This is a genomic window from Pseudomonas sp. PGPR N4, assembly GCF_059693665.1.
In genome coordinates this window covers 1878446-1903955 of sequence record NZ_JCAUKV010000001.1, presented here as the reverse complement: position 1 = coordinate 1903955, position 25510 = coordinate 1878446, and the positions used below count along the sequence as shown (strand labels likewise).

The 25510-nt window shown below is 62.7% G+C and carries 23 protein-coding genes, 5 tRNA genes and 1 pseudogene; 16 read left to right on the top strand and 13 right to left on the bottom strand.

Going from position 1 to position 25510, the window contains the following annotated elements; all coding sequences use genetic code 11:
* Nucleotides 1-94 precede the first annotated feature (94 nt).
* Nucleotides 95-1033 (top strand): LysR family transcriptional regulator, encoded by a 939-nt coding sequence (locus tag AC58X1_RS08550; protein ID WP_497428676.1) that lies wholly within the window; start codon nucleotides 95-97, stop codon nucleotides 1031-1033.
* Here AC58X1_RS08550 and AC58X1_RS08545 read toward each other — a convergent pair.
* Together AC58X1_RS08545 and AC58X1_RS08540 are read right to left on the bottom strand one after the other, a co-directional pair.
* Entirely contained in the window at nucleotides 1030-1515 is a 486-nt protein-coding gene (locus tag AC58X1_RS08545; protein ID WP_371918883.1) for a GreA/GreB family elongation factor, read from the bottom strand. The genes AC58X1_RS08550 and AC58X1_RS08545 overlap by 4 nt on opposite strands.
* Nucleotides 1515-1901, bottom strand: a complete 387-nt coding sequence (locus tag AC58X1_RS08540; protein ID WP_150570115.1) for a hypothetical protein — start codon at nucleotides 1899-1901, stop codon at nucleotides 1515-1517. The genes AC58X1_RS08545 and AC58X1_RS08540 overlap by 1 nt, the downstream gene beginning before the upstream one ends.
* A gap of 130 nt (nucleotides 1902-2031) precedes the next feature.
* Here AC58X1_RS08540 and earP point away from each other — a divergent pair, with 130 nt between their 5' ends.
* On the top strand, nucleotides 2032-3165 hold the full coding sequence (earP, locus tag AC58X1_RS08535; RefSeq protein WP_497428675.1) for an elongation factor P maturation arginine rhamnosyltransferase EarP: 1134 nt from the start codon (nucleotides 2032-2034) through the stop codon (nucleotides 3163-3165).
* A gap of 48 nt (nucleotides 3166-3213) precedes the next feature.
* On the top strand, nucleotides 3214-3783 hold the full coding sequence (efp, locus tag AC58X1_RS08530) for an elongation factor P (protein WP_101321573.1): 570 nt from the start codon (nucleotides 3214-3216) through the stop codon (nucleotides 3781-3783).
* Nucleotides 3784-3846: 63 nt separating this feature from the next.
* Here efp and AC58X1_RS08525 read toward each other — a convergent pair whose 3' ends face one another.
* The 3 genes from AC58X1_RS08525 to AC58X1_RS08515 form a co-directional block, all read right to left on the bottom strand.
* Complete coding sequence (locus AC58X1_RS08525) at nucleotides 3847-4275, bottom strand: organic hydroperoxide resistance protein (protein ID WP_150570117.1); 429 nt, start codon at nucleotides 4273-4275, stop codon at nucleotides 3847-3849.
* 128 nt (nucleotides 4276-4403) lie between these two features.
* Nucleotides 4404-4859, bottom strand: coding sequence for a MarR family winged helix-turn-helix transcriptional regulator (locus tag AC58X1_RS08520; RefSeq protein WP_101321569.1), 456 nt, complete (start codon nucleotides 4857-4859; stop codon nucleotides 4404-4406).
* Nucleotides 4860-4916: 57 nt separating this feature from the next.
* Nucleotides 4917-5870, bottom strand: coding sequence for a LysR family transcriptional regulator (locus AC58X1_RS08515; RefSeq protein ID WP_181106973.1), 954 nt, complete (start codon nucleotides 5868-5870; stop codon nucleotides 4917-4919).
* Between the two features lie 112 nt (nucleotides 5871-5982).
* On the opposite strand from AC58X1_RS08515, the gene AC58X1_RS08510 reads away from it, so the two are divergent.
* Entirely contained in the window at nucleotides 5983-6732 is a 750-nt protein-coding gene (locus tag AC58X1_RS08510; protein WP_497428674.1) for a sulfite exporter TauE/SafE family protein, read from the top strand.
* 44 nt (nucleotides 6733-6776) lie between these two features.
* On the opposite strand, the gene AC58X1_RS08505 is transcribed toward AC58X1_RS08510, so the two are convergent.
* On the bottom strand, nucleotides 6777-8123 hold the full coding sequence (locus tag AC58X1_RS08505) for a class II 3-deoxy-7-phosphoheptulonate synthase (RefSeq protein ID WP_101321563.1): 1347 nt from the start codon (nucleotides 8121-8123) through the stop codon (nucleotides 6777-6779).
* Between the two features lie 119 nt (nucleotides 8124-8242).
* Here AC58X1_RS08505 and AC58X1_RS08500 point away from each other — a divergent pair, with 119 nt between their 5' ends.
* Nucleotides 8243-8998, top strand: a complete 756-nt coding sequence (locus AC58X1_RS08500) for a spermidine synthase (RefSeq protein WP_101321561.1) — start codon at nucleotides 8243-8245, stop codon at nucleotides 8996-8998.
* Nucleotides 8999-9375: 377 nt separating this feature from the next.
* On the top strand, nucleotides 9376-11070 hold the full coding sequence (locus AC58X1_RS08495) for a DEAD/DEAH box helicase (protein WP_101321559.1): 1695 nt from the start codon (nucleotides 9376-9378) through the stop codon (nucleotides 11068-11070).
* 66 nt (nucleotides 11071-11136) lie between these two features.
* Here the strand turns inward: AC58X1_RS08495 and AC58X1_RS08490 are convergent, their stop codons facing one another.
* Nucleotides 11137-11904: a DODA-type extradiol aromatic ring-opening family dioxygenase gene (locus AC58X1_RS08490; protein WP_181088669.1), complete on the bottom strand. Its 768-nt coding sequence runs from the start codon at nucleotides 11902-11904 to the stop codon at nucleotides 11137-11139.
* Between the two features lie 102 nt (nucleotides 11905-12006).
* Here AC58X1_RS08490 and AC58X1_RS08485 point away from each other — a divergent pair, with 102 nt between their 5' ends.
* Complete coding sequence (locus tag AC58X1_RS08485) at nucleotides 12007-12657, top strand: thiopurine S-methyltransferase (RefSeq protein ID WP_497428673.1); 651 nt, start codon at nucleotides 12007-12009, stop codon at nucleotides 12655-12657.
* A gap of 57 nt (nucleotides 12658-12714) precedes the next feature.
* On the opposite strand, the gene htpX is transcribed toward AC58X1_RS08485, so the two are convergent.
* A complete protein-coding gene (gene htpX, locus AC58X1_RS08480; RefSeq protein WP_101321555.1) occupies nucleotides 12715-13602 on the bottom strand; it encodes a protease HtpX in 888 nt (295 codons plus the stop codon).
* Between the two features lie 218 nt (nucleotides 13603-13820).
* Nucleotides 13821-15032, bottom strand: coding sequence for a pyridoxal phosphate-dependent aminotransferase (locus AC58X1_RS08475; RefSeq protein ID WP_101321553.1), 1212 nt, complete (start codon nucleotides 15030-15032; stop codon nucleotides 13821-13823).
* A gap of 169 nt (nucleotides 15033-15201) precedes the next feature.
* Here AC58X1_RS08475 and msrB point away from each other — a divergent pair, with 169 nt between their 5' ends.
* Nucleotides 15202-15597, top strand: coding sequence for a peptide-methionine (R)-S-oxide reductase MsrB (gene msrB / locus AC58X1_RS08470; RefSeq protein WP_101321551.1), 396 nt, complete (start codon nucleotides 15202-15204; stop codon nucleotides 15595-15597).
* A gap of 13 nt (nucleotides 15598-15610) precedes the next feature.
* Complete coding sequence (locus AC58X1_RS08465; protein ID WP_101321549.1) at nucleotides 15611-16099, top strand: glutathione peroxidase; 489 nt, start codon at nucleotides 15611-15613, stop codon at nucleotides 16097-16099.
* Here AC58X1_RS08465 and AC58X1_RS08460 read toward each other — a convergent pair.
* Nucleotides 16089-18445: pseudogene (locus tag AC58X1_RS08460) on the bottom strand (response regulator). The gene AC58X1_RS08465 and the pseudogene AC58X1_RS08460 sit on opposite strands and share 11 nt — an antisense overlap.
* A 77-nt stretch (nucleotides 18446-18522) precedes the next feature.
* On the opposite strand from AC58X1_RS08460, the gene AC58X1_RS08455 reads away from it, so the two are divergent.
* Together AC58X1_RS08455 and AC58X1_RS08450 are read left to right on the top strand one after the other, a co-directional pair.
* The gene (locus tag AC58X1_RS08455; RefSeq protein WP_101321545.1) at nucleotides 18523-19410 is read left to right on the top strand and encodes an ATP-binding protein; all 888 of its coding nucleotides are present in this window, start codon (nucleotides 18523-18525) and stop codon (nucleotides 19408-19410) included.
* Between the two features lies 1 nt (nucleotide 19411).
* A complete protein-coding gene (locus AC58X1_RS08450) occupies nucleotides 19412-19894 on the top strand; it encodes a GAF domain-containing protein (RefSeq protein ID WP_150570125.1) in 483 nt (160 codons plus the stop codon).
* Nucleotides 19895-19954: 60 nt separating this feature from the next.
* On the opposite strand, the gene AC58X1_RS08445 is transcribed toward AC58X1_RS08450, so the two are convergent.
* Nucleotides 19955-20722, bottom strand: coding sequence for a hypothetical protein (locus AC58X1_RS08445; RefSeq protein ID WP_150570126.1), 768 nt, complete (start codon nucleotides 20720-20722; stop codon nucleotides 19955-19957).
* 369 nt (nucleotides 20723-21091) lie between these two features.
* On the opposite strand from AC58X1_RS08445, the gene AC58X1_RS08440 reads away from it, so the two are divergent.
* The 5 genes from AC58X1_RS08440 (at nucleotide 21092) to AC58X1_RS08420 (ending at nucleotide 21644) form a co-directional block, all read left to right on the top strand.
* A tRNA-Glu gene (locus tag AC58X1_RS08440) sits at nucleotides 21092-21167 on the top strand.
* Nucleotides 21168-21169: 2 nt separating this feature from the next.
* Nucleotides 21170-21245: transfer RNA gene (locus tag AC58X1_RS08435), tRNA-Gly, on the top strand.
* A gap of 82 nt (nucleotides 21246-21327) precedes the next feature.
* Nucleotides 21328-21403, top strand: a tRNA-Glu gene (locus AC58X1_RS08430).
* A gap of 3 nt (nucleotides 21404-21406) precedes the next feature.
* Nucleotides 21407-21482: transfer RNA gene (locus AC58X1_RS08425), tRNA-Gly, on the top strand.
* A gap of 86 nt (nucleotides 21483-21568) precedes the next feature.
* A tRNA-Gly gene (locus AC58X1_RS08420) sits at nucleotides 21569-21644 on the top strand.
* Nucleotides 21645-21750: 106 nt separating this feature from the next.
* Here the strand turns inward: AC58X1_RS08420 and AC58X1_RS08415 are convergent.
* Entirely contained in the window at nucleotides 21751-22830 is a 1080-nt protein-coding gene (locus AC58X1_RS08415) for a fimbrial protein (protein WP_497428672.1), read from the bottom strand.
* A complete protein-coding gene (locus AC58X1_RS08410) occupies nucleotides 22827-25406 on the bottom strand; it encodes a fimbria/pilus outer membrane usher protein (protein ID WP_497428671.1) in 2580 nt (859 codons plus the stop codon). The genes AC58X1_RS08415 and AC58X1_RS08410 overlap by 4 nt, the downstream gene beginning before the upstream one ends.
* Nucleotides 25407-25510 lie beyond the last annotated feature (104 nt).

Below are 25510 nucleotides of genomic sequence, written 5' to 3'. Positions count from 1 at the left end.
CGAAAGGCCTTGGCATGGGCGCAGTATCCGCTGCCGATTAGCTACTGATAAGATGCTAATCACGATCAGCAGAGTAAACCATGGGTTGCTAATCATGGCCATCGAGTCATTCAGTACGCTGGAATGCTTTATCCGCAGCGCCGAGGTTGGCAGCTTCGCCGAAGCGGCTCGGCGGCTGCGCCTGACTCCGGCCGCAGTGGGCAAGAACGTTGCCCAACTGGAGTCGCGCCTGGGTGTGCGGCTGTTTCAGCGCAGCACCCGCAAGCTGACCCTGACCGAAGCCGGCCAACGCTTTTTAAGCGAGGTCAAGGACAGCTTCGGCACTATCCAGTCGGCAATGGCCAACCTGGCCAGCGCGCAGGGGCAGCCGGCGGGGCAGTTGCGGGTGAGCATGGGCACGGTGTTCGGCCGCCTGTACGTGCTGCCGCTGCTGGGTGAGTTCTTGCAGCGCTTCCCGGCGATCACGCCGGATTGGCACTTCGACAACCGCCAGGTCGACCTGATCGGCCAGGGCTTCGATGCGGCCATCGGCGGCGGCTTCGAGCTGCCGCCGGGGGTGGTGGCGCGGCGGTTGACTCCAGCGCATCGGGTGCTGGTCGCGGCGCCTGGGTTTATTCAAGGGCGCGCCGCGATCAATCAGCCGGAAGATCTGATCGAGTTGCCCGGCATTCTTATCCGCTCGCCGCAGACCGGCCGCGTGCGGGCCTGGCCATTGACCAGTCGCGGGCGTGAGCAACGACCGCTGCAGTTGCGTCAGGCCATGACCATGAGCGACTCCGATGCTGCCTGCGCGGTGGCCCAGCAAAGCCTGGGGATTGCCTTGGTCAGCCTGCCGTTTGCTGTGCCGTACCTGCGCGCTGGCCTGCTGCAACGGGTGCTACCGGACTGGTACGTGGACGATGGCAACATCAGCGTTTACTACGCTGGGCACAAGCTGCTGCCGGGTAAGACCCGCGCGTTCATCGACTTTGTCGTCGAGCAGTTTGCCGAGCAGGGCCTGGCCAGCGCCTTTGATGCGCTGGAGCTGCTTTAGACGACAGCAACCACGGCGGACACCTGGGCCACGCCTGCCACCACCAGGCTCACTTCATCGTCCAGCCGCTTGCCGATCAACACTTGCCCCAGTGGTGAGCGCGGGGTGATCACGGTCACCTGCTGCGGCCCGTGGCCAATCTTCAGGCCGGCGCCCTCCGGGCCAATGAACACCCGACGCTGATCGCCTTGTTCGTCTTCGAGGGTGACCAGGCTGCTGATCTGAATGCCGCGTGCGGGGTCATAGTCACGCAGCACCAACTGTTGATAGGTCAGCAGCGCCTGGCGGATCTCGGCAGCGCGACGGGCCTGGCCGGTTGCCAGGTAAGAAGCCTCGAGGCCGAGGGTGTCGTACTTGTTCTCGGCCTTGTTCTCTTCGGCGGTGGCGGCTTCATAGGCGATCTGCGCGGCCCGCCGCAGTGCCTCGACGTCGGCTTCGAGGGCAGTGACGATGGCGCTGAGGACTTCATTCTTGTTCAGCATCAGTAACAGAACTCGAGTACGTTGGCCTGGCTCTTGTCGGTCGGCGCGGTGCGATTCTGCTGCAGCCAGAACTGGCACTTGGGCTTGTTCAGGTTACGCGGGTTGCCCTGCGCGGCTGCGGCGGCCTGCTCGGCTTCCTGGTTGTGCAGAATGTCCTTGTAGCGCTCGAACATCTGCGCCTGGGCATCGCCGGCTGCGGCCGGTGCCGGCGCTACGATTGCCGGTGCCAGCACCTGAGCGACCGGCTGTACCTGTTCGGGCCACAACCGCGCCGCCAGCCACAGGCTCACGGCAATCGCGACGGCGCCAAGCCACAGGCCGAAGGCAATACACAGCACCAGTTGCACGGGCTTGAGGGTAATCTTCAGTTCACGGCGGCGGTACATGGCGGCCTCCTGGCAGGGCGGGGTGGCGAGCATTGTCGCATGGCCGCCGACAAATATTCAGCGCGGTGCTTTTGTCGGCAGGCGTTTATCCGCAAAATCGCGGGTTTTACCGCGCAGCATGGGAGCGGCGATGAAAGCCAGCTGGGATATCTTTTGCACCGTTGTGGATAACTACGGTGATATCGGCGTGACCTGGCGCCTGGCCCGGCAACTGGTGGCCGAACATAGCCTGGCTGTTCGCTTGTGGGTCGACGACCTGAACGCCTTCGTGCCACTGTGCCCAGCCGCTGACGCCAACGCCGAGCAGCAGTGGCACGAGGGGGTCGACGTGCGCCATTGGCCGGCGGCATGGCCGGCCACTACACCAGCCGAGGTGGTGATCGGTGCTTTTGCCTGCCAACTGCCCCCGGCCTACATCGAAGCGATGAGCGCGCAAGCGACGCCGCCGTTGTGGCTGAACCTCGAGTACCTGAGCGCCGAAGACTGGGTCGAGGGTTGCCACGGTTTGCCGTCGCCCCAGCCCAGCGGCCTGCGTAAGGTGTTTTTCTTCCCGGGTTTCACCGCCAGGACCGGCGGCCTGCTGCGCGAGGCCGGTTTGCTGGGGAGCCGCGACAGCCTGCAGTCAGCGCCAAAGCAACGGGCAGAGTTTTTGGCAGGGCTGGGCGTGCAGGTCGCATCCGGCAGCCGGCTGCTGTCGCTGTTCGCTTATGAGAACCGCCAGTTGGGCAGTTGGCTGCAGGCGCTGGCGGCAGGGGCGCAAGCGACTCACCTGCTGGTGCCACAGGGGCGAATTCTGGCGGACCTGGCGGCCTGGCTCGAGGTTGCCACGCTGGCGCCGGGTGCGCTGCATCAACGCGGCGCGCTGACTGTGCAGGTGGTGCCATTCGTCAGTCAGGGTGATTACGACAAGCTGCTGTGGGCCTGCGACTTCAATGCCGTGCGCGGTGAAGATTCGTTCGTGCGTGCGCAGTGGGCCGGTGTGCCGATGCTGTGGCATATCTACGTCCAGGACGAGAATGCCCACTGGGAAAAACTCGAAGCGTTCCTGGCGCTCTATCGCCAGGGTCTGTCAGACCCGGCCAGCGTGGCGCTGACCGCATTGTGGCGGGCATGGAACATCGACGGCGACATGGGCCAGGCCTGGCAAGCGCTGCAGCCACACTGGGACGAACTGCAAACCCATGCCCGCGAATGGGCTGTCGCGCAAGCCGCTCAGCCGGACCTCGCCACAGCGCTAGTACACTTTTGCCGAAATTCGCTATGATACGCGGCCTCGATTTTTATAAATCCATCCAGATTCGGATATTTCGCAATGAAAACTGGTAAAGAAATCAAACCCGGTACCGTTCTGCGCATCGATAACGATCCGTGGCTGGTTCAGAAAGCTGAGTTCACCAAGTCGGGCCGTAACAGCGCGATCATGAAGACCAAGCTGAAAAACCTGCTGACCGGCTACAAGACTGAAACCGTATACGGTGCAGACGACAAGCTGGACGACGTGATCCTCGATCGCAAAGAAGCGACCCTGTCGTTCATCAGCGGTGACTCGTACACCTTCATGGACACCAGCGACTACACCATGTACGAGCTGAACGCCGAAGACATCGAGGCCGTTCTGCCGTACATCGAAGAAGGCATGGAAGACGTCTGCGAAGCGGTGTTCTTCGAAGACCGTCTGGTTTCGGTTGAACTGCCGACCACCATCAGCCGTAAAGTTGTCTACACCGAGAACTCGGCGCGTGGCGACACTTCGGGCAAGGTCATGAAGCCTGCCAAACTGTCCAACGGTACTGAAGTTCAGGTTGCTGACTTCATCGAAATCGACGAAATGATCGATATCGACACCCGTGACGGTAGCTTCAAAGGCCGTTCGAAGAAGTAATCACTTCTGCCGAACGCAAAAAAAACCCGGCGCTGGCCGGGTTTTTTTATGCCTGAAGATTACTCAGACGTTCACATGCAAGCGTACATCGACGTTGCCGCGGGTGGCATTGGAGTACGGGCAGACCTGGTGTGCCTTGTCGACCAGCTCCTGCGCTGCGGCTTGTTCCAGGCCGGGCAGGTTGATCTCCAGGTCGATGTCCAGGCCAAAGCCACCGGGAATCTGGCCAATGCCGACCTTGGCGGTGATCGTGGTGTCTGCTGGCAACGGTTGCTTGGCCTGGCCCGCGACAAACTTCAGGGCACCGATGAAGCAGGCCGAGTAGCCGGCAGCGAACAGCTGCTCGGGATTGCTGCCTTCGCCGCCGGCGCCGCCGAGCTCTTTCGGCGTGCTCAATTTGACTTCGAGCTTGCCGTCGTCCGAGCGGGATTTGCCATCACGACCACCGGTGGAAGTGGCTTGGGCAATGTACAGCGGAGTGACCTTTTGCATGACTAGCCTCGCGTAATGTGCTGCGCGCCGTGGCGCTGGTTGGTGTGGGATTTAAATTAGCGCGCAATTAGTTAGTGCGCAAGATAAATAGCTGACCGTTTGTCGGAGCGGCTGTCACAGCCTAGTTGCTATACGGCTTTTTGCAGGCTGGCGCGCAGGTCCAACAGCTCGGCCTGCAACTGCTGGAGCCGCTCCAGGCTGCGCCCGCTGGCCTGCAGAATGCACTGCGGCACGCGCTTGGCATCCTCATGCAGGGCATGGCCCTTGTCGGTCAGTTGCACCAGTACCACCCGTTCATCCTCGCGGCTGCGGGTGCGCTTGAGCAGGCCCTCGCTTTCCAGGCGTTTGAGCAGCGGGGTCAGCGAGCCAGGGTCGGTCAGCAGGCGATTGCTGATTTCACCTACGGTCAGGCCGTCCTGCTCCCACAACACCAGCATCGCCAGGTATTGCGGATAGGTCAGGCCCAGCGCCTGCAGCAAGGGCTTGTAAACCTTGGTCATCAGCAACGAGGTCGAGTGCAGGGCAAAACAGACCTGGTTGTTCAGCAGCAGCTCGTCGCAAGGGGCTTTAGTGTCGGCGTTCATGCAGGTCCTTGAATTCTTCAGATTTAAAATCTAGCACGCTGATAACTGGCGCGGTCACTACCAGCGTAATTCGCTGCGCAGGGCAAGATCCCACGGCGGCAACGGACTGAACCGGCTCTTGAGGAATTCGAGCAGCAAGCGACTGCGAGAGTTCGTTTCATGTTCCAGGCGTAATGCATAGATACCGCTGGTCTCGGCTGCAGGCAGGCCGTTTTGACAGAATAACGGCACCAGGTCGCCGCGCAGCAGGTGCTCGCTGATCAGCCAGGTTGGCAGGTGTGCCACGCCCAAACCGGCCAGGGCGCCGCACAGCAGGGTCTCGGCGTTGTTGGCCGACATGCGCATGCGGCTGGGCCGATACAGGCGCAGTTGGCCGTCGACGTTGAAGCGCCAGGCAAACGGTGGCGCCAGGCCGTCCCAGTCGAGGCCGTCGTGCTCTGGCAGTTCGCTGGGGCAGTTTGGCAGGCCACGGTTGGTCAGATACGCCGGGCTGGCACAGGCCACGCGGACCATATAGGCCAGTGGCGTAGCAACCAGGCGGGTGTCTGCCAAGGGGCCGGCGCGCAACACCAGATCGACCTCGCCCAGGTGGCTGCCGTGCAGGTCGACGAAGCTGTCGATCAGGCGCAGGCGTACGTCCAGCCCGGGATACGCCGCGAGAAAGTCGGCAATCGCCGGGGCCAGGTGCAGGCGGCCGAAGGCGGCCGGGGCGTCGATGCGGATCAGCCCCTCAGGGGCGTTGCTCAGCGACACCGCTTCGGCGCGGGCCAGGCGCAGCTCTTCGATGATGCGCCGCGCGCGTTCGGCAAAGGCCTTGCCGGCGGGCGTCACGCGTACGGCGTGGGTGCTGCGCACGAACAGCCGGCTGCCCACCGCTGCCTCGAGACTGTCGATGCGCCGAGCCACGGCAGATGGGGTCAGGGGATGGCGCCTGGACGCTGCGGAAAAACTGCCGGTGTCGAGCACGTCGAGGAACAGGCTCAGCTGTTCGGTAAGGGCATCGGGGTTCATTAAGACTCTGCTTGTGCGAGATACGCAAAGCCATTGTGCGCTGCTGTGCGTTTCCCTACCAGCCCGCAATGGTTAGCATGTACACATTGTGTAACAGGCAGATGAGGCCCTGATGACCGAGTGGTTGCTGTATATCGTACTGGGCGCTGCATTGGGCACGGTGGGCGGGTTGTTCGGCATCGGTGGCGGCTTGATCGCGATACCGGCATTGGGCGTGCTGTTCGGTCTGGACCAACAACTCGCGCAAGGCACCGCGCTGGTGATGGTGGTGCCGAATGTGCTGCTGGCGCTGTGGCGCTACAACCAGCGCAACCGCATCGAACTGCGCTACGCCTTGCCGTTGTCGCTGTGCAGTCTGTTGTTCGCCTGGCTGGGCTCGATCTGGGCGGTCGGCATCGATGCCCATTCGATGCGCCTGGGCTTTGTCGGCTTTTTGCTGGCGTTGGTGGTGTGGAACCTGGCGCGGATGTTCATGCGCACCGCACCGGCCAGCAGCCAGTTGCGTTATCCGTGGCCGTGGCTGGGTGTGCTCGGCTGTTTTGCCGGGACCATGGGCGGGCTGTTCGGGGTTGGCGGCGCGGTGGTTGCCACACCGGTACTGACCAGTGTGTTCGGCACCACTCAGGTAGTCGCCCAGGGCCTGTCGCTGGCATTGGCGGCACCGAGCACCTCGGTGACTTTGCTCACCTACGGCCTGCACCACAGTGTTGACTGGCAGATGGGCGCTGCCCTGGCCGTGGGCGGGCTGCTCAGCATCAGTTGGGGCGTGAAGCTCGCGCACGCCTTGCCCGAGCGCGTGCTGCGCATGATGTTCTGTGGCTTTTTGGTGGTGTGCGCCGTGCTGCTGGCTTACGAGCTGTAAGCCGGTCGCGCAGTCACTGGCTGGCAGTGACTGCGCGGAGCAGGTCAGCGACGGACCTGCTTGAGGGTTTCGGCGATGAGGAATGCCAACTCCAGCGACTGGTCGGCATTCAGCCGCGGGTCGCAGTGGGTGTGGTAGCGATCGGACAAGCCGTCTTCGGTGATCGGTCGCGCACCGCCAATGCACTCGGTGACGTTCTGCCCGGTCATCTCGATGTGAATGCCGCCAGCGTACGAGCCTTCGGCCTGATGAACCTGGAAGAAGTGCTTCACCTCATCGAGGATCTGCGCAAAGTCGCGGGTCTTGTAGCCGCTGCTGGCCTTGATCGTGTTGGCGTGCATCGGGTCGCAGCTCCACAGCACCTGGCGGCCTTCGCGCTCTACCGTACGGATCAGCCCCGGCAGGTGTGTGCCGACCTTGCCTGCGCCCATGCGCACGATCAGGTTCAGACGGCCTGGATCGTTGCTCGGGTTGAGCACATCGATCAGCCGAATCAACTCCTCAGGGTCCATGCTCGGGCCAACCTTGACCCCGATCGGGTTGTGCACACCGCGCAGAAACTCGACATGCGCGCCATCGAGCTGGCGCGTGCGGTCGCCGATCCACAGCATGTGCGCTGAGCAGTCATAGAAATCGCCGGTCAGGCTGTCGCTGCGTACAAACGCCTGTTCGTAGTTCAGCAGCAGCGCTTCGTGGGCGGTGAAGAAACTGGTTTCGCGCAGCTGCGGCGCGCTGTCCAGGCCACAGGCGCGCATGAACGCCAGGGTCTCGTCGATACGGTCGGCGAGCTGGTGGTACTTGTCGGCAAGGGCTGAGTTGGCGATGAAGTCGAGGTTCCACTTGTGCACCTGATGCAGGTCGGCAAAACCGCCCTGGGCGAACGCGCGCAACAGGTTGAGGCTGGCGGTGGACTGGTGATACGCCTGCAGCAAGCGCTCGGGGTCGGGGATGCGGCTGGGTGCGTCGAAGCCAATGCCGTTGACGATGTCGCCGCGATACGCTGGCAAGGTCACCTGGCCGATGGTCTCGTCACCGGCCGAACGCGGCTTGGCGAACTGCCCGGCCATGCGCCCGACCTTGACCACCGGGCAACCGGCCGCAAAGGTCATGACGATGGCCATCTGCAGCAGCACCTTGAAGGTGTCGCGGATCTTCGCGGCGGAAAACTCGGCAAAGCTCTCGGCGCAATCGCCGCCCTGCAGCAGAAACGCCCGGCCCTGGGTGACCTCGGCGAATTGCCGGCGCAGCTCACGCGCTTCACCGGCGAACACCAGCGGCGGATAACTGGCGAGGGTCTGCTCGACCTTGGCCAGGTGCGCGGCATCGGGGTAGCTCGGCTGCTGCTGGATGGGCAGGGCACGCCAGCTTTCGGGGCTCCAGGGTTGGTTCATCACGGGCTCGTTATGGCTGTTATGGGCAATGGCTCATGGTATCAGGTGGCGGCGTGCTTGTTGCACCGCAGGCATTGACGGACAATGACGCTTTTGTGCGCGGTGCAGCGGGAGTGGTAATGACTAACGAGCGGGAAGAGCGGCTGCTGGCTCGGGTCGAGGATGCCTATGGCATCGTCAGCGTTTACGAGGTCGAGGATTATCGTTTTCTCGAATTCGGTGAGGCCATCGAGCAAAGCTGCGTGTTTACCGCTGACCCTAGCTGGCTTGAATACGACTACACCCGGGCGATGCTGATCGGCGCGCTGTGCCATGAGCTGCCCGAGAGCGCGCTGTTTCTCGGCCTGGGTGCGGGTACGCTGACCCAGGCGTGCCTGAAGTTCCTGCCGTTGGATGACGTCGAAGCCATCGAGCTGCGCCCGGATGTACCGCGGCTGGCCATGGAATACCTCGGTCTGGACGATGACCCGCGGCTGTATGTGCGCATTGGTGATGCGGTCGAGTTGCTGCCGACGGCCGAGAAGGCTGACCTGATCTTTGTCGACCTGTATACCGACCATGGGCCGGGAGTGGCGCATCTGGCCTGGAATTTCCTCGAGCAGTGTCAGCAGCAGCTAAACCCAGGCGGTTGGCTGGTGATCAACCAGTGGGCCGGCGATGACGGCAAGCCGCTGGGTGCGGCGCTGCTGCGTGGGCTCTACCACCGGCATTATTGGGAGTTGCCGGTGAAGGAGGGCAATGTCGTGGTGCTGGTGCCAGCCGAATTCGATCAGGAATTGCAGATCGACGAGTTGCGCGCGCGGGCCGAGGCGCTGGCGCCGCAGTTGGGGTATAGCCTTGAGTACCTGATCAAGGCTATTCGCCCGGCGACCTGAGGCCTTCGGGGCGCATGCTCCCCGAATTGCCTGCACACTACAATTCTTCATCCTGCCACCCGCAAAAGCCGAACCGATTCAGCCATAATCCCTGGCCAGCTACCCACCCCACCACGGTCGAGAAAAAAATTTCACCGTAATCAAGGATTTCGGGTATAGTACGCGCCGGTCTTTTAGCGGGCCGCAAAATCAGGTGGTGCAAATCCTCCGAGTCCAGCTTCGGCTGCACGTCCGCTAGTCGGACCTTCTCAAGTATTTCTTTTTCAATCGTTTTCGCAAATCCCCGCCGCCAAAACTGCCTGGGTGACCTTTGGGTCTTTCAAGGCATGTGCAGTTTTGGAGCATGGGTCTTTGCGGATGCACATAGAGGCAGACCCATGACCCAGGAAACCGGCGGATTCGCCGCTCTCGGACTTAACCCGAACATTGTTGCTGCTGTAATGGCCACCGGCTACGAAGAGCCGTCCGCCATTCAGCATCAGTCGATCCCGATCATCCTCGACGGTCATGACATGATCGGCCAGGCGCAGACCGGCACCGGTAAAACCGCTGCCTTCGCTCTGCCGATCCTGAATCGCATCGATGTGAGCAAGCGCGAACCGCAAGCCCTGATCCTGGCGCCAACCCGTGAGTTGGCGCTGCAAGTTGCTACCGCATTCGAAACCTACGCCAAACAAACGCCGGGTATCAATGTAGTCGCTGTGTACGGTGGCGCCCCGATGGGCCCACAGCTGCGTGCCATTCGCAATGGTGCTCAGATCGTCGTAGCGACCCCAGGCCGTCTGTGCGACCACCTGCGTCGCGACGAGAAAGTCCTGTCGACTGTTCAGCACCTGGTGCTGGACGAAGCCGACGAGATGCTCAAGCTGGGCTTCATGGACGACCTCGAAGTCATCTTCGAGGCCCTGCCGCCGACTCGCCAGACCGTGCTGTTCTCTGCGACCCTGCCGTCGTCGATCCGCAGCATCGCCGAGCGTCATCTGCGCGAGCCGAAACACGTCAAGATCCAGAGCAAGACTCAGACCGTCACCGCGATTGATCAGGCTCACCTGATGGTTCACGCCGACCAGAAGATCGCTGCCGTACTGCGCCTGCTGGAAGTCGAAGAGTTCGATGCCCTGATCGCCTTCGTGCGTACCAAGCAAGCCACCCTGGATCTCGCTGCCGCCCTTGAAGCCAAAGGCTACAAGGCTGCCGCGCTGAACGGCGACATCGCCCAGAACCAGCGTGAGCGCGTCATCGAGTCGCTCAAGGATGGCCGCCTGGACATCGTCGTCGCTACCGACGTCGCTGCCCGTGGTCTGGACGTACCGCGCATCACCCACGTGTTCAACGTGGACATGCCGTACGACCCAGAGTCCTACGTTCACCGTATCGGCCGTACTGGCCGTGCCGGTCGCGAAGGCCGTGCACTGCTGCTGGTGACTCCACGTGAGCGCCGCATGCTGCAGGTTATCGAGCGTGTGACCGGTCAGAAAGTTGCTGAAGCCCGTCTGCCTGGCCCACAAGCTGTTCTCGATGCGCGCATCAAGAAGCTGACCGCAAGCCTGGCGCCACTGGTAGCCGAAGCAGAAACCACCCACGGCGACCTGTTCGACCGCCTGACCGCTTCGCTGGAATGCACCCCGCGTGCTCTGGCTTCGGCCCTGCTGAGCAAAGCCACCAACGGTCAGCCGCTGGACCTGGCTTCGGTTGAGCGCGAGCAGCCGCTGGTACCAACCGGTGCCCCGCGTGGCGAGCGTACCGAGCGTAGCGACCGCCCTGATCGTGGCGAGCGCAGCAGCAGCGACCGTGGCGACCGTGAGCGCCGTGCGCCAATGCCACTGGCCGAAGGCCGTGTGCGTTGCCGTACCGCTCTGGGTGCTCGTGACGGCATCGCCGCCAAGAACCTGCTCGGCGCGATCCTCAACGAAGGCGGCTTGGCCCGCGATGCTATCGGCCGTATCCAGGTGCGCGACAGCTTCAGCCTGGTCGAGCTGCCAGAAGATGGTCTGGAGCGTCTGCTGACCAAGCTCAAGGACACCCGCGTAGCCGGTAAGCAGCTCAAGCTGCGCCGCTATCGCGAGGATTGATCCTGGCGCACTAAAAAAAATCCCCGATTGATTCGGGGATTTTTTTTGCCTGAAAAACGCCCAGGCTCAATCGAAGCGATAGATGTCCATGCCCAGCGCGCCGAGGGTGAAGCCTTGATGGACCACGCCAAGGCGCGCCCCTGCACCCATCGCGAAAAACAACGGCAGCAGGTGCTCATCGCTCGGGTGGTTGCGTACCGCGTGCGGTGCCTGGCGCCGGTAGTCAAGCAGGGCAGGGCGGTCATCCGCCTCCAGCCTGGCCACGATCCAGTCGCGAAACGCCAGCGCCCAGGGCTCTACAGCATCTGGCCCAGCGTGCCAGTCCAGCTCGCCGAGGTTATGGGTGATGCTGCCTGAGCCGATCAGCAGGATGCCGTCTGCGCGCAACGCGGCCAGTGCCTGGCCGACGCGCAGTTGCAGCTCAGGCCCGGCGTGGCTGGGCAGCGACACCTGTACTACGGGAATATCGGCCTCGCGGTACATCAGCGACAGCGGTACCCAGGCGCCATGGTCGAACGGACGCTGGTCATCAAGCCGCGCTGGCAGGCCGGCAGCACTCAGTTGCTGGCTGATCTGACTGGCCAGCTCGGGCGCACCCGGTGCCGGGTATTCAACGGCATACAGCGCTGGCGGGAAGCCACCGAAGTCGTGCCAGGTCGCTGGCTGCGGGTTGCTCATGACCAGCAGCTCGCGGCTCTCCCAATGGGCCGAGACCAGTACGATGGCTTTAGGTCGCGGCAGCTCGCGGGCCAGCCTGGCCAGGGCCGGCCCGCTGGCCCCAGGTTGCAGGGCCAGCATTGGAGAGCCGTGGGAAATAAACAGGCTGGGCAACATGGCGGTGGTCCTGAAGGCTAAGATGAGGCCATCTTCGAGCAGATTCAGATCGACTTCCAATATAAGTTTTTGCAGTGACTGATCGAAAAACCAGGAGGAAGCATGCAGGCTGCGTTTTGGCACAAGAAGTGGGCAGACAACCAGATCGGTTTTCACCAGAGCCAGGTAAATCCCTATTTGCAGGCGCATTGGCCGGCCCTGCAACTGGCGCCTGGTAGCCGGGTGCTGGTGCCGCTGTGTGGCAAGAGCCTGGATCTGCTCTGGCTCGCCGGGCAGGGCCATCAGGTGCGTGGAGTAGAGCTGTCCGCTCAGGCAATCGAGGCGTTTTTTGCCGGCAACGGGCTGCAGCCAGAGGTGTCCCGTCAGGGCCAGTTCGAGGTCTGGCACAGCGGGGAAATCGAGCTTTGGTGTGGCGATATCTTCGACTTGCAGGCGGCTGACCTGGCCGAGTGCGCCGGGCTGTATGACCGTGCGGCGCTAATTGCCTTGCCGCAGGAAATGCGTAGCAGCTATCTGCAGTTGCTTGGCAACGGCTTGCCAGCTGGCGCCCAAGGCTTGCTGGTGACCCTTGAGTACGATCAGGCACGTATCGACGGTCCGCCGTTTTCGGTGGCTGAGCGTGAAGTGCGGGAAGGCTATGCAGGTTGGCAGGTTGATGCGCTGGGGACTCAGCAGATCATTGCCGAAAGCCCTAAGTACAGTCAGGCCGGCGTGAGCAGCTTGTTGGAGCGGGTGTATCAATTGCAGCGCTGAAGCGGTCCGAGATGTAACGTGCCAGGCCGCTGCATTTGGCAGCGGCCCGGCGGGTTATCAACCGCGTTGGCGCAGCGCTTCGATACGCTCTTCCAGCGGCGGGTGGCTCATCAGCAGACCAGCCAGGCCCTGCTTGAGGCCGCCATTGATGCCGAAGGCCTTCAGCGTGTCGGGCATATGCACCGGCATGCCTTGCTCGACGCGCAGGCGCTGCAGGGCAGCGATCATGGCGCCGGTGCCGGCCAGGCGAGCGCCGGCTTCGTCGGCGCGGTACTCGCGGCGGCGCGAGAACCACATGACGATCATGCTCGCCAGAATGCCCAGGATCAGCTCGGCAACGATGGTCGCGACGTAGTAGGCGATACCGCGGCCTTCTTCGTTCTTGAAGATCACCTTGTCGACAAAGTTGCCGATGATCCGCGCAAAGAACATGACGAAGGTGTTTACCACGCCCTGCACCAGCGCCAGGGTGACCATGTCACCGTTGGCGACGTGGCCGATTTCGTGGGCCAGCACCGCGCGGACTTCATCGGGCGAGAAGCGCTCGAGCAAGCCTTGCGACACGGCGACCAAGGCGTCGTTGCGGTTCCAGCCGGTGGCAAAGGCATTGGCCTCGTAAGCCGGGAAGATACCCACCTCGGGCATCTTGATGCCGGCTTCGCGGGATAGCTCTTCGACCGTCTGCAACAGCCATTGCTCATGGCGGGTGCGGGGCTGGGTGATGATCTGCGTGCCGGTGCTCATCTTCGCCATCCACTTGGAGATGAACAGCGAGATCAGCGAGCCGGCGAAGCCGAACACGGCGCAGAAGACCAGCAACTGGCCGAGGTCGAGGTCAACCCCATTGGCGGCCATGAACCCATTGAAGCCGAACAGGCTCAGGGTAATGCTTGCAACCAGCACCACCGCGAGGTTGGTGGCTACAAACAACAGAATGCGCATCATGGTTGTTACGTTCTCCTGACGGATGAAAATTTTGCTGACTGCGGGGTATATAAGGGGGCTGTCGCGCTGATTCAACCGGGCGACTATTTCAAACTGTGTAGCGCGGAGTATGGCAGAGGAATTTCGCCCAGCTGTAGGCGAGAGCGTTGCAGGATGTAAGGGGAATTCCGCACCCGTAGACGGGACCGCAGCGCGGCCCCGTCATGCTCAAGGCTGGATCACTGCTGATAGGTGCGCAGGAAGTTGCCGATGCGGCCGATGGCCTGCTCCAGGTCATCCACGCGCGGCAGCGTAACCACCCGGAAGTGGTCCGGCCACGGCCAGTTGAACGCAGTGCCCTGGACGATCAGCAGCTTCTCGGAGAGCAGCAGGTCGAGGGCAAACTTCTCGTCGTTGAGGATCGGGCAGACCTTCGGGTCGATCCGCGGGAACGCATACAGCGCGCCCATCGGCTTGACGCAGCTGACACCCGGGATGTCGTTGAGCAGCTCATAGGTCCGGTTGCGCTGCTCGAGCAGGCGGCCTGGCGGCAGGATCAGGTCATTGATGCTCTGGTAACCACCCAGGGCGGTCTGGATCGCATGCTGGGCCGGCACGTTGGCGCACAGGCGCATGTTGGCCAGCATGTCGATGCCTTCGATGTAGCTCTGGGCGTTGTGCTTGGGCCCGGAGATGATCAGCCAGCCGGAGCGGAAGCCCGCCACCCGGTACGACTTGGACAGGCCGTTGAAGGTCAGGCAGAGCAGGTCCGGGGCGAGCGCGGCGGTGCTGATGTGCACGGCTTCGTCGTAGAGGATCTTGTCGTAGATCTCGTCGGAGAACACCACCAGGTTGTGCTGGCGAGCCAGTTCGAGCATGCCCAGCAGCATCTCTTTGGAGTACACCGCGCCGGTAGGGTTGTTCGGGTTGATGATCACCAGCGCCTTGGTATTGGGGGTGATCTTGGCCTTGATGTCGGCCAGGTCCGGGAACCAGTCGGCCTGCTCGTCGCACAGGTAATGCACCGGGTTGCCGCCGGCCAGGCTTACTGCGGCGGTCCACAGCGGGTAGTCCGGTGCCGGGATGAGCACTTCGTCGCCATTGTTGAGCAACGCCTGCATCGACATCACGATCAGCTCGGAGACGCCGTTGCCAAGGTAGATGTCCTCGATGGTGACGCCTTCGATCTCTTTTTGCTGGCAGTACTGCATGACTGCCTTGCGCGCGCTGAACAGGCCTTTGGAGTCGCTGTAGCCCTGGGCGGTCGGCAGATTGCGGATCACGTCCTGGAGGATTTCATCCGGCGCCTCGAAGCCAAACGGCGCCGGGTTGCCGATGTTCAGCTTGAGGATGCGGTGGCCTTCCTCTTCCAGGCGTTTGGCGTGCTTGAGCACAGGGCCGCGAATGTCGTAGCAGACATTGGCCAGCTTGTTCGATTTGCTGAACTGCATGATGTGATCCCGATTGAGAAGTCGCGGACGCGTCGCCGTCGAAAGGTTTGTAAGGGCGCGGCGCGGGTGCCAGACTTGGAGCCTTGCGCACGAAGCCAACTAATATACGTGCCACCCGCGCCGTGGAAAAGCCGGTGCGAGGTGAAATTCAGCCTGCCGAGGTGACAACATGCAAAAGATCGACAAAACCCTGGATGAATGGCGCGCCATGCTCGACCCCGAGCAGTATCAGGTGTGTCGCCTGAAAGGCACCGAGCGCCCGTTCAGCGGCAAGTACAACAGCCACAAGGCCGACGGTGTGTACACCTGCATCTGTTGCAACGCTGACCTGTTCGACTCGACCACCAAGTTCGATTCCGGCTGTGGCTGGCCAAGCTTCTATGCGCCGATTGCCGACAGCGCGATGATCGAAATCCGTGACACGACTCACGGCATGATCCGTACCGAAGTCACCTGCGCCCAGTGCGATGCGCACCTGGGTCATGTGTTCCCTGACGGCCCGCCGCCGACCGGGCTGCGCTACTGCATCAACTCGGTGTGTCTGGACTTCAAGCCGCGTGACTGACCGGAGAGCGACCATGGACGATTCTTTGCTGAACATCCCCTGCGTGACCTTGAGCGGCGAGCACAAGCTGCTCGGCGACTTCGCCGGCAAGGCGCTGCTGGTGGTGAACACCGCCAGCCAGTGCGGCTTCACCCCGCAGTATCAGGGCCTGGAACAGCTATGGCGCGACTATCGCGGGCAGGGCCTGGTGGTGCTGGGCTTTCCCTGCAATCAGTTCGGCAAGCAGGAGCCCGGCGATGCCCGCGAAATCGCCTCGTTCTGCGAAGCACGCTTTGGCGTCAGTTTCCCGTTGATGCGCAAGATCGACGTCAACGGCCCAGGCACTCATCCGCTGTTCGTCGAGCTGAAAAAACGCGCGCCGGGCCTGCTTGGCACCGAGAAGGTCAAGTGGAACTTCACCAAGTTCCTGCTCGACCCGGTCAGCGGCAAGGTCACCCGCTTTGCTCCGACCACCAAGCCGCAGGCGTTACAGGCTGCGGTGGAGAAACTGCTCAACCCTTGAGCGGCACCCAGTGTTCGATCAGTGCGAGCAGGTCTTCGCGGCGAAACGGCTTGGCCAGGTAGTCATCCATGCCGGCGGCGCGGCAGCGCTCGCGCTCTTCCGGCATGGCATTGGCGGTCAGGGCGACGATGGGTAATTGTTGCCAACGTCCGCTCTGGCGAATCCGCCGGCTGGCTTCGTAACCGTCCATGACCGGCATGTTGCAGTCCATCAGGACCATGTCGACGGTTTCCCGTTCGAGCATTTCCAGGGCCTCGGCGCCTTGGCTGGCGACCAGCACCTGGCAGCCGAGCTTGCCCAGCATGCCCTTGGCCACTAGTTGATTGACCGGATTGTCTTCGACCAGCAGCACTCGTGCGCGGTGCTGCAGGGCGTTGGGCGAAGCCTGCACGGGAGCGGTGTGGGCCTGTTCGCCCTGGAGCATCCGCCGCAGCGTCTGGTAGAGCGCGTTGCGCGCCAACGGCCGAGCCAGCTGCACCAGCGGAGCCAGCTCGCCGGCGCGCTCGGAGGGGAGGAAGTTGCCGTAGGCTGTGACCAGCAGAATCGGCGCAGCGAATTGCGGGCGCAGCGCGAGCAGTTGCTCGAGGTCATCGGTGATCAACAGCTCGAATGCGCCTGGCTGCAGCGTGCTGGCGCTTTCGTGCTGTTGATAGTCCAGGCCCCAGCCAGGCAGGTTGCTGCTCAGCAGCTCGGCCAGGCCACTGCCGGCCTTGCTCAGGACCACCACGCGTCCACGCAGCGGCGCGGCGGGAATCGCTTCGGTGTGGGTCAGCAGCGGCAGGTCGGCGCTGAAACGGCTGCCAAAGCCTGCGGCTGACTGGATATGCAGGTGGCCTTGCATGGCTTTGCACAGGTTGCGCGTCAGGGCCAGGCCCAGGCCGGTGCCGCCGTACTGGCGGGTGATGCCGGCACCGGCCTGGGTGAACGGCTGAAAGATTCGTGCCTGGGCCTCTTCGGGGATGCCGATGCCGGTGTCGCAGACTTCCAGGCGTACGCCGCCGACAATTGGCGACAGGCGCACATCGACACGGCCAAAGCGGGTGAACTTGAGCGCATTGGACAGCAGATTGCTGACGATCTGGCGCACCCGCGTTGGGTCGCCGAGCACGGTACTGGGAAACTGGCTGGCGATCAGGCAGGTCAGCTCGACGTTGGCGGCGGCGTTCTGCGACAGCAGGTTGGCGGTGTCTTCGACCATCGCGCCGAGGTCGAACGGGATGCGCTCCAGCTCCAGCTGGCCGGCGTCGAATTTGGACAGGTCGAGGATATCGTTGAGCAGTTCGACCAGCACCTTGCCGGAATCATGGGCGATCGACAGCTGTTGGCGCTGCTCGGCCGGCAGGCCGCTGTCCAGGGCCAGCGAGATCATGCCCAGCATGCCGTTCAGCGGGGTGCGGATCTCGTGGCTCATGTTGGCCAGGAACGCCGCGCGGGCCTGGGCCATTTCCAGGGCGCGGCGGCGTGCTTCTTCAAGGTCCTGGTTGGTCTGGCTGAGGCGATCGTTGCTTGCCTTGAGCTCGTCGGTGCGGGCCGAGACGCGGTCCTCCAGTTCGTTGAGGTAGTCGGTCAGGCGGTTTTCCGCAGCGCGCCGCTGCTGAATCTCGGTGGCCATGCTGACGAACTGCCGATTGGCCACCTTGACCAGCACGCCGATCTCGTCCGACTCGTGCCCGGGCGGGCAATCCACCCGGGTTTGCTGGGGCTGGCGCGGGTCGCTGTTGCTCAGCGCGGCAATCACCGTCACCAGCGGCTTGGTCAGCATCATGTAGAACAGGCCGAGGAGGATGCCGGTCAGCACCAGGCTGCGGGTAAAGCCGTTGAGCAGGGTGACCCAGGCGCGCTCGAGAAAGCGCCCGCCGAAGGTGTAGGTGTCGACGTCCAGGTACAGCGTGCCGAGGTAGTCCTTGGGCATCTGCGCCAGGTGCAGGCGCTCCTGAAACTGGCGTTGCTCGCCGAACAGAAAGTCGCTCAAAAGCCGATAGCGGTCTTCCAGGCGCGGGCGCTGCACATCGGCCAGCACCGTGTCATTGTTGTCGATCAGCCGCGCACGGATCACCGCCGGCGATTGCAGCAGGCCGCCGGTCAGCTCTTGGGCAAGCTCGGTGTCGATGTTGTAGGCGATGCGCGAGGCGGGGTTGTGGCTGATTTGCAATAATGCCTGCACTTCGCGGTTGATAGACGCGTCTTCGCTGGCATAATCGATACCGATCTGGATGAGACTGAGCAATGTTCCCAGTATGAAGCCGACCAGGACAGTCAGCCGGGCTTGCTTGTAAGACAGACGATTGGTGAACTTTATATCCATGGATCCCAAGCCGGTTTCGCGCTCCTGCGCTGCGCAAGCATAGCCGATCAACCTCGGCAACTGGTGGGTCTGTCAAACATTCAGCCTTTCCCTGCATCCGTTTTAACCAGGAGTCACCATGGACCCCCGCCTCACCGCCTTTCTCGAGCGCGCCGAATCGGTGCTCGCCCGGCTCGAACCGCTGCTGCCCGCGCTGCGCCCGCAGATCGACTGGGACATAACCCTGGCGGCCCGTTGGCAGCGCGATGGCCGCAGCGGCTACCTGATGCCGCTGGAAGTCAGCCTGGACATGCGCCTGTCCGACCTGATCGGGGTGGACAAGCAGCGCGATCAACTCGGCCGCAACACCCATCAATTCATCAACGGCCTGCCGGCCAACCACGCGCTGCTGTGGGGCTCGCGTGGCACCGGCAAGTCGTCGCTGGTGCGCGCCTTGCTCGCCGAGCACGCCGGCGCCGGTCTGCGCCTGATCGAGATCGAGCGCGATCACCTAGCCGACCTGCCGCGGGTGGTCGAGCAATTGAGCAAGCTCAAGCAGCGCTTCGTGCTGTTTTGCGATGACCTCTCGTTTGAAGCAGGCGAGGGCGACTACCGCGTGCTCAAGAGCGTGCTCGATGGCTCGCTGGAGCAGGCGCCGGACAACGTCCTGCTGTACGCCACCTCCAACCGCCGCCACCTGGTGCCAGAGAAGCAGAGCGACAACGAAAACTGGAAGATGGTTGACGGCGAGCTGCACCCCAACGAGGCGGTGGAGGACAAGATCGCCTTGTCTGACCGCTTCGGCCTGTGGCTGTCGTTTTACCCGTTCACCCAGGAGCACTTCCTCGATGTGGTCGAGCACTGGATCGGCCAACTGGCCAGTACCGCCGGGTTGCAATGGCAGCGCGACGAAGCACTGGAAATTCTCGCCGTGCGCTGGGCCACCGGGCGCGGTAATCGTAACGGCCGCTGTGCCTATCAGTTCGCCCGTTATTGGGTCGGCCTGCAATTGCTGGAGCAAAACTGAAATGATCGACCTCAATGCCAGTGGCGCAGGCCTGGACGGCTATCACCTGCTGGCCGCGCAAGTGCAGGCGCTGTTTGCCGACGAGCGCGACTTCATCGCCAATGCCGCGCAGTTCTCGGCATTCCTGTACAGCCAGCTGGATGACCTGAACTGGGCCGGCTTCTATATCAACCGTGACGAAGAGCTGGTACTTGGCCCATTCCAGGGGCAAGTGGCCTGCGTGCGCATTCCTTTCGGCAAGGGCGTGTGCGGCGCGGCCGCAGCCAGCTGGCAGACCCAGCGGGTGGAAGACGTGCATGCGTTTCCCGGGCATATCGCCTGTGACAGTGCATCGCAGAGCGAACTGGTGATTCCGCTGGTCAAGGAGGGCAGGCTGATTGGCGTGCTCGACCTCGACAGTCCCAGGCTTGCGCGTTTCACTGAGGCCGATCAGATGGGGCTGGAGCGATTGGCGGCGATCTTTCTGGAATTGACCGACTGCTGAAAACGACAAGGGGCCTGATCAGGCCCCTTGTGCTGTGTTGCAACCGATGCAGCATGCCAATCAGTCGTAGATGACCTTTTTCTTCCAGGTCTCTTCCTCGTCGGTCTTGAGGCCTTCGGTCAACTCATTATTGTCGCTCTCGGCAGGCTCCATCTGGTCCAGCACCATAGCGTTGGCGCGGGCCAGCAGCTTCTCCAGATAGGTCAACTGCTCTTCATACTGCTTGGGCTCCTGCTGCTTGCGCAGGTACTGCACGCCGCGCTCGAAGGCCAACCGCGCCTGACCAGGCTGATTTTGCTGGAGTGCCTGCTGGCCGAGGTTGTTGAAGAACTCGATGTGCAGCAGCACCAGGATATGGCGGATTTCCTTGACCCAGTACTTGCCCTCGTTGCTGGCCAGGAAGCCTTCCTGGGTGGCACGCACGATCTGGTTGTGCAGTGCTTCCAGCAGGAAACGCACATCCTTGGCTTTGACTTCGGTCTGGATCGGGCTCGGTGGGTTGTTCACCGGCAGCTTGTCGCCCAGTGCAATCAAACCTTCCAGCTCGGCCAGGCGCGCTTTCAGGGGGGCGCTGTTCTTGTCCACCGCCAACTGGCGCTGCGTGACGTTGTGTTCCAGGCGCGTCATCAACAGCTTCAGCGCCGGGTTCATCAGCTGCCCGGGGAACGTCTCGTTGATTTCGCCACAGCGGCGGGCACGTTCGGCCAGCTCGATTTTCAGCCGTGCGCGTTCGAGCTTGCTGTTCTCGACCACATTGTTGAGGTAGCCGATAACGATTAGCAGGGCAATGCCGGCAACGATGAGCAGAGTGATCAGAAGTGGTGTCACCGTTAACGCCTCATGAATAAGTTTTGCTGCAATGAGTGTAGTGAGTTCGCTGGAGGGCGAACAGTGCAGCTTGGCGGACGCCAGGCACGATGCCTGTATCCTGTGTCGGCTCGCACGGCAAAAACTGCAGTGCAGTCGATCGCTAGTGGCACTTTGCTGCGAGCTTGCCGGGCTGCTGTCAGAAAATCAACGCCAATCCCCGGACGCTACCTATATAGCTGCGCAGCCAGCGCCGAAGTCATTGATTTCAATAAATTTATACAAAGGGGTTGACGGCTTTCGAAGGCATCCCTAGAATGCGCGCCACTTGCAGCGGAAAGCTAACCGCTAGATGCAGCAAGTCAGTAATAAATAGTGAAGATGTAGCGTGTCCCCTTCGTCTAGTGGCCTAGGACACCGCCCTTTCACGGCGGTAACAGGGGTTCGAGTCCCCTAGGGGACGCCATTGCGGGAATAGCTCAGTTGGTAGAGCACGACCTTGCCAAGGTCGGGGTCGCGAGTTCGAGTCTCGTTTCCCGCTCCAGTTTTCAGGGTTTTGCCTCACGGCAGGGCTCGAAAAAAGAAATCCAGGGCTTGTACCTGGTGCGCTGCAAAGCGTCGGCATTGTCCCCTTCGTCTAGTGGCCTAGGACACCGCCCTTTCACGGCGGTAACAGGGGTTCGAGTCCCCTAGGGGACGCCATTTGCGGGAATAGCTCAGTTGGTAGAGCACGACCTTGCCAAGGTCGGGGTCGCGAGTTCGAGTCTCGTTTCCCGCTCCAGTTTTTCAAACTGTGGCGTTCATGACGTAACAGCGGTGGTGCAGGGCAGTACAGCCTTTCACGCCGACAGAAGCACGCTTTACATTGCGGGAATAGCTCAGTTGGTAGAGCACGACCTTGCCAAGGTCGGGGTCGCGAGTTCGAGTCTCGTTTCCCGCTCCAAACGTAGTACGAAAAAGGGGACCTCTGGTCCCCTTTTTTGCGTCTGGATTTTTTCACGCTGATCCAGTGACTGCGCCGGCGCCCCTGAATCAGGGGCGTGTAGGGCTCAGCGGTAGGTGATGGTGAAGTTCAACGCGCCTTCACCCACGCCCGGTTTCACCCGCGGGTCGATCTGAACATAGCGTGCCTGAAAATCCAGGCGGGTGAGGCCGATGTCCAGGGCTTTCATCAACTGATCGGCTTGCAGCGGCATCGGCGAGCCGTCGCTGCGCAATATCTGAATACCCAGGCCGATATCGTCCGACGTGCTCGTCAGGCTGAACACGCCTTGATCAGGGTCGATTGCCCGAGAGCCTTTGGCACCGTCGAGATACACATGGACATCCGCACGGGTGGCGCCGGGCACACTGCTGTCCTGGCAATCGTTTAGGGTGATATGGAAGGGTACAGACGGCGTGTGCGTGCCGACGCCCTTGAAGTCTTCAACCTTGTGATCACCCAGCAACACCGGGTCGGCACTCACCGCATCGGCTCTGAGGGAGCATTGCGCGCGAGTGACCGTCGCCGTGAGCCGGTAGTCCAGCACTTTGCCCAGGTCGTGGACAATCCCATGGAACATCTCTCCAGCGATCCGCTGCGGCCCCGCGGCGATGTCGTCGGTCTTGATGAACACCGCCTCGCCATTGATGGTGCTCAGTGACGCGGGGAAGCTGGTCATGGTCCTCATGGCGCCAGAGTAGGGGACTGCGTTGACAGCGTCCGGGCTGAAGCTATTGGTGCTGCTGCCATCGTAGGGATATCCCAAATCGATATACACACCGACGCCTGGGATATTGGTTTGCAGCACGTGACCATCAACGTTCTTGCCTTCGACCGGTGGCAGGCTGCCGCTGAACAGCGGTGCAGTGTTGGGCAACCTGGCGGTGACTGGGGTGGCGGCATCATAAAAACACTCCAGCGTCGTGCTCTCGTTATTGCGAGCGAATAATCGTGCTTTGCCAATGACGGTGCCGACCGGGGCGTCTCGAGGGATCCAGAAGCTGCCCATGTCTTTGACGAAGGTCATGTAGGCGCCACCGGTGCCAAATGCGCATCTGCCGTAGGCGTTGGTCGAGGCCAGCCCGAGCGCGAGGTTGCCCAGGATCAGCACGAGGGGACGCAGGGTACTGCGCAGCGCAGAAGTCATGAGGTGTGTTCCTGTAAGAGGGTAGCGGAGGCCGGGGCGGCGTCGTCAGGGGAGTACGGCAGGCACGCCAGCGTTTGCAGGCGATAGCCGTCGCTGTACGGCATCGTTTGCGCATCCAGCATCACCTGGCAGTGTTGAATAGCGCTGTCGCCCCAGCGCACCTGCAGCTGCTGCAGCCCGGGTTCGGTGATGGCCAGCAGGGTTTGCCCGGCTTGGCCGACGCTCCCCAGGACCTCGCCCTGGGCATTGCTGACCTGAGCGCCGAAGGGCAGCGGGCGGCCGTCGGGCTGATGCAGGGTCAGCACCATCCGCAGCACCTTGCGGGCATCGAAACGGGCCTTGATCACCGCGCCCCGGCGCGGCACCACCTGCTGGCTGGCATTGTCGATGATGACCTCGGGCGACAGCTGGTCGGTGTCCAGCACCAGCGAATTGATCCGATACGGGTTCAGGTGCGAGACCAGCAGATAGCCCTGGGCGTCGGTGCGAGCCGAGGACGCGTTCTGCACGCCGACGTTGGCGACGTCGGGTACATGGACCAGGGCCGGGGTTTCGCCCAGATAGCTGCCTAAGGCGATACCGTCGGCATGCACCAGTACCGCACCGCTGGCGTTCAGGGACAGGCTGCGTTGCTGGCGTGACTCGTTGTAACCTGCCCCGAAGCTGGCCTGGCTGCCCTGATAAGCGAGGGATACGGCGCCGTTCTGGTGCTGGTTCCGATCGTTGTTGAGCGAGGCATGGTAGCTGAGGCGATCATCCAGCATGCCGCCCTGCAGGCTCGCCCGCTCGGTGGACTTGCCATCGACGTGTTGCAGGTTGAACGAAGCGGTATGCGGGCGGCGGCCAAAGTCCAGCGGCAGGCTCAAGCTGACCCCGAACTGGCGGCTGTCGGTGTTGCGCGAACTGAGCGATTGCGAGGCGAACAGGTTGATCCCCAGCTTGTCCACGCGGGTGTTGTACTGCAACTGATACTGACGGCGTTGCTGATTGCTGTGCCAGAAGTCTTCCTGCGACAGGGTCAGGCTCAGCGAACTGCTGCGGCCAAGGTTCTGGTACAGCGAGGCCTCGACCCGGCTGCGCCGGCTGCCTGCAAAGCGCGCGTCGGCGAAGCGCTGCTGGACCGCTTCGTCAAAGTCGCGGTAGCCCTCGGTGGAGTAGCGGTAGCCGGCGAAGCGCAGGCTGGTGCGGGTCTGGAAGGTCTTGCCGTAACGCAGGCTGTAACTTTGCCCCTGGACGTGGCCCAGGGTACTACCCAGGTCGGTATTGGCCTGGGTGACATCCAGCGAAAACGCGCCCAGCTCGCCGAAGTCGCGGGCCATGCCCAGCACATCGGCTCGGTAGTGGTCACTGACAAGCAGGCCGCCATAAAGGGTGGTGCCCCAGGCGCCGCCGCGCGCCAGCGTGCCCTGCCAGAAGCGCGGCTCGTCGAGGTGCCTGGCGCCAGTGTAATTGCCAACGGTGGCGCTGTAGCGCCAGACGCCTTCGCGCAGGAGGCTGCCCATCGATGAATAGGGCTGGATGAAACGGCTGACCTGGCCATCGCTCTCGGTGACGACGATTTCCAGCTCACCGTTGCCGGAGCCGACACTCAGGTCGTCGATTTCGTAGGGGCCGGGCGCCACGTAGGTCGAGTAGATCGGGAAGCCGCTGCGCAGCACTTCGACCTTGGCCCGGGTTTGTGCCACACCGCGGATCACCGGGGCGTACTGTTGCAGGGTATCGGACAGCATGCCCTGGTCGGAGGCCAGGCGCGCGCCGGAGAAGGCGAAGGAGCGAAACATGTCGCCGCTGGTAAAGGTTTCACCCAGGGTGAGGTTGGCATACAGGCCCGGCAGGTCGCGCTGGGCGTAGGTGTCGGTGCGGGTCCAGCGGCGCCGGCCCTGTTCATCCTCGCGCAGGAACTGTTGGCTGCGCAGGCGCCAGGCCCCCAGATTGAGCCCGCTGTTGAGGTTGAGGTCCTGGCTGTGGGTGTTGCGCCCGTCGCGCCGGCTGCTGTGCTGGGCAGACGCCTGGTAGTTGATGAAGGCGGCCGGGATGCCGGTGTCCCAGCGTTCTTGCGGCACGCTGCTGGAGCGATCCTGGCGCAGGGCAATCTGTGGGATCGACAGCGACAAGCGTAGCTGCGACGGATCGAAATCAACCCGCGCCTGGGGAATCAGCGCTGCCAGGTCGATACAGCGATCGTCATCGGGCAAGGGCGTTTCCAGCGCCTGCTCGCGCAGGTTCAGGCCGCGCAACAGGTCGCGGGTCAGGCAGGCCTGCAACGCTTTGCCCGTGGCAGACTGACGGAATTCGATCTCGCGCGTTTCGACGGGCGTGAGGTTGACCAGCAGTGCCACCCGATAGCGCCCAGGGGGCAGCGGGGTATCCGCCGCCAGGCTTTGCAGGGCAAGCGCACCCGCTTCGGCCGCCTGGCCGGGTGGTTGGCGCATGAAGCCTGCCTGGAACTGCGAAGAGGGGCTTTCGGCAAGGGCGGGTGCGCTCAGCACCAGGGTCAGGCAACTGCCCGTAAAGGGTGGAAGCAGGGCGATGCGCAGGCGCGACGGCAGAGGCCTGCGCCGGTCAAGTCGGGACATGGGAGGATCCTGAACTGCATGCACTACCGATCGCAGCGGATCGGTGAGTGGTGGCTGGAGCGTGGGGGGAACCGCGATGTACCGACCGCCTCAGCGGCAGGTAC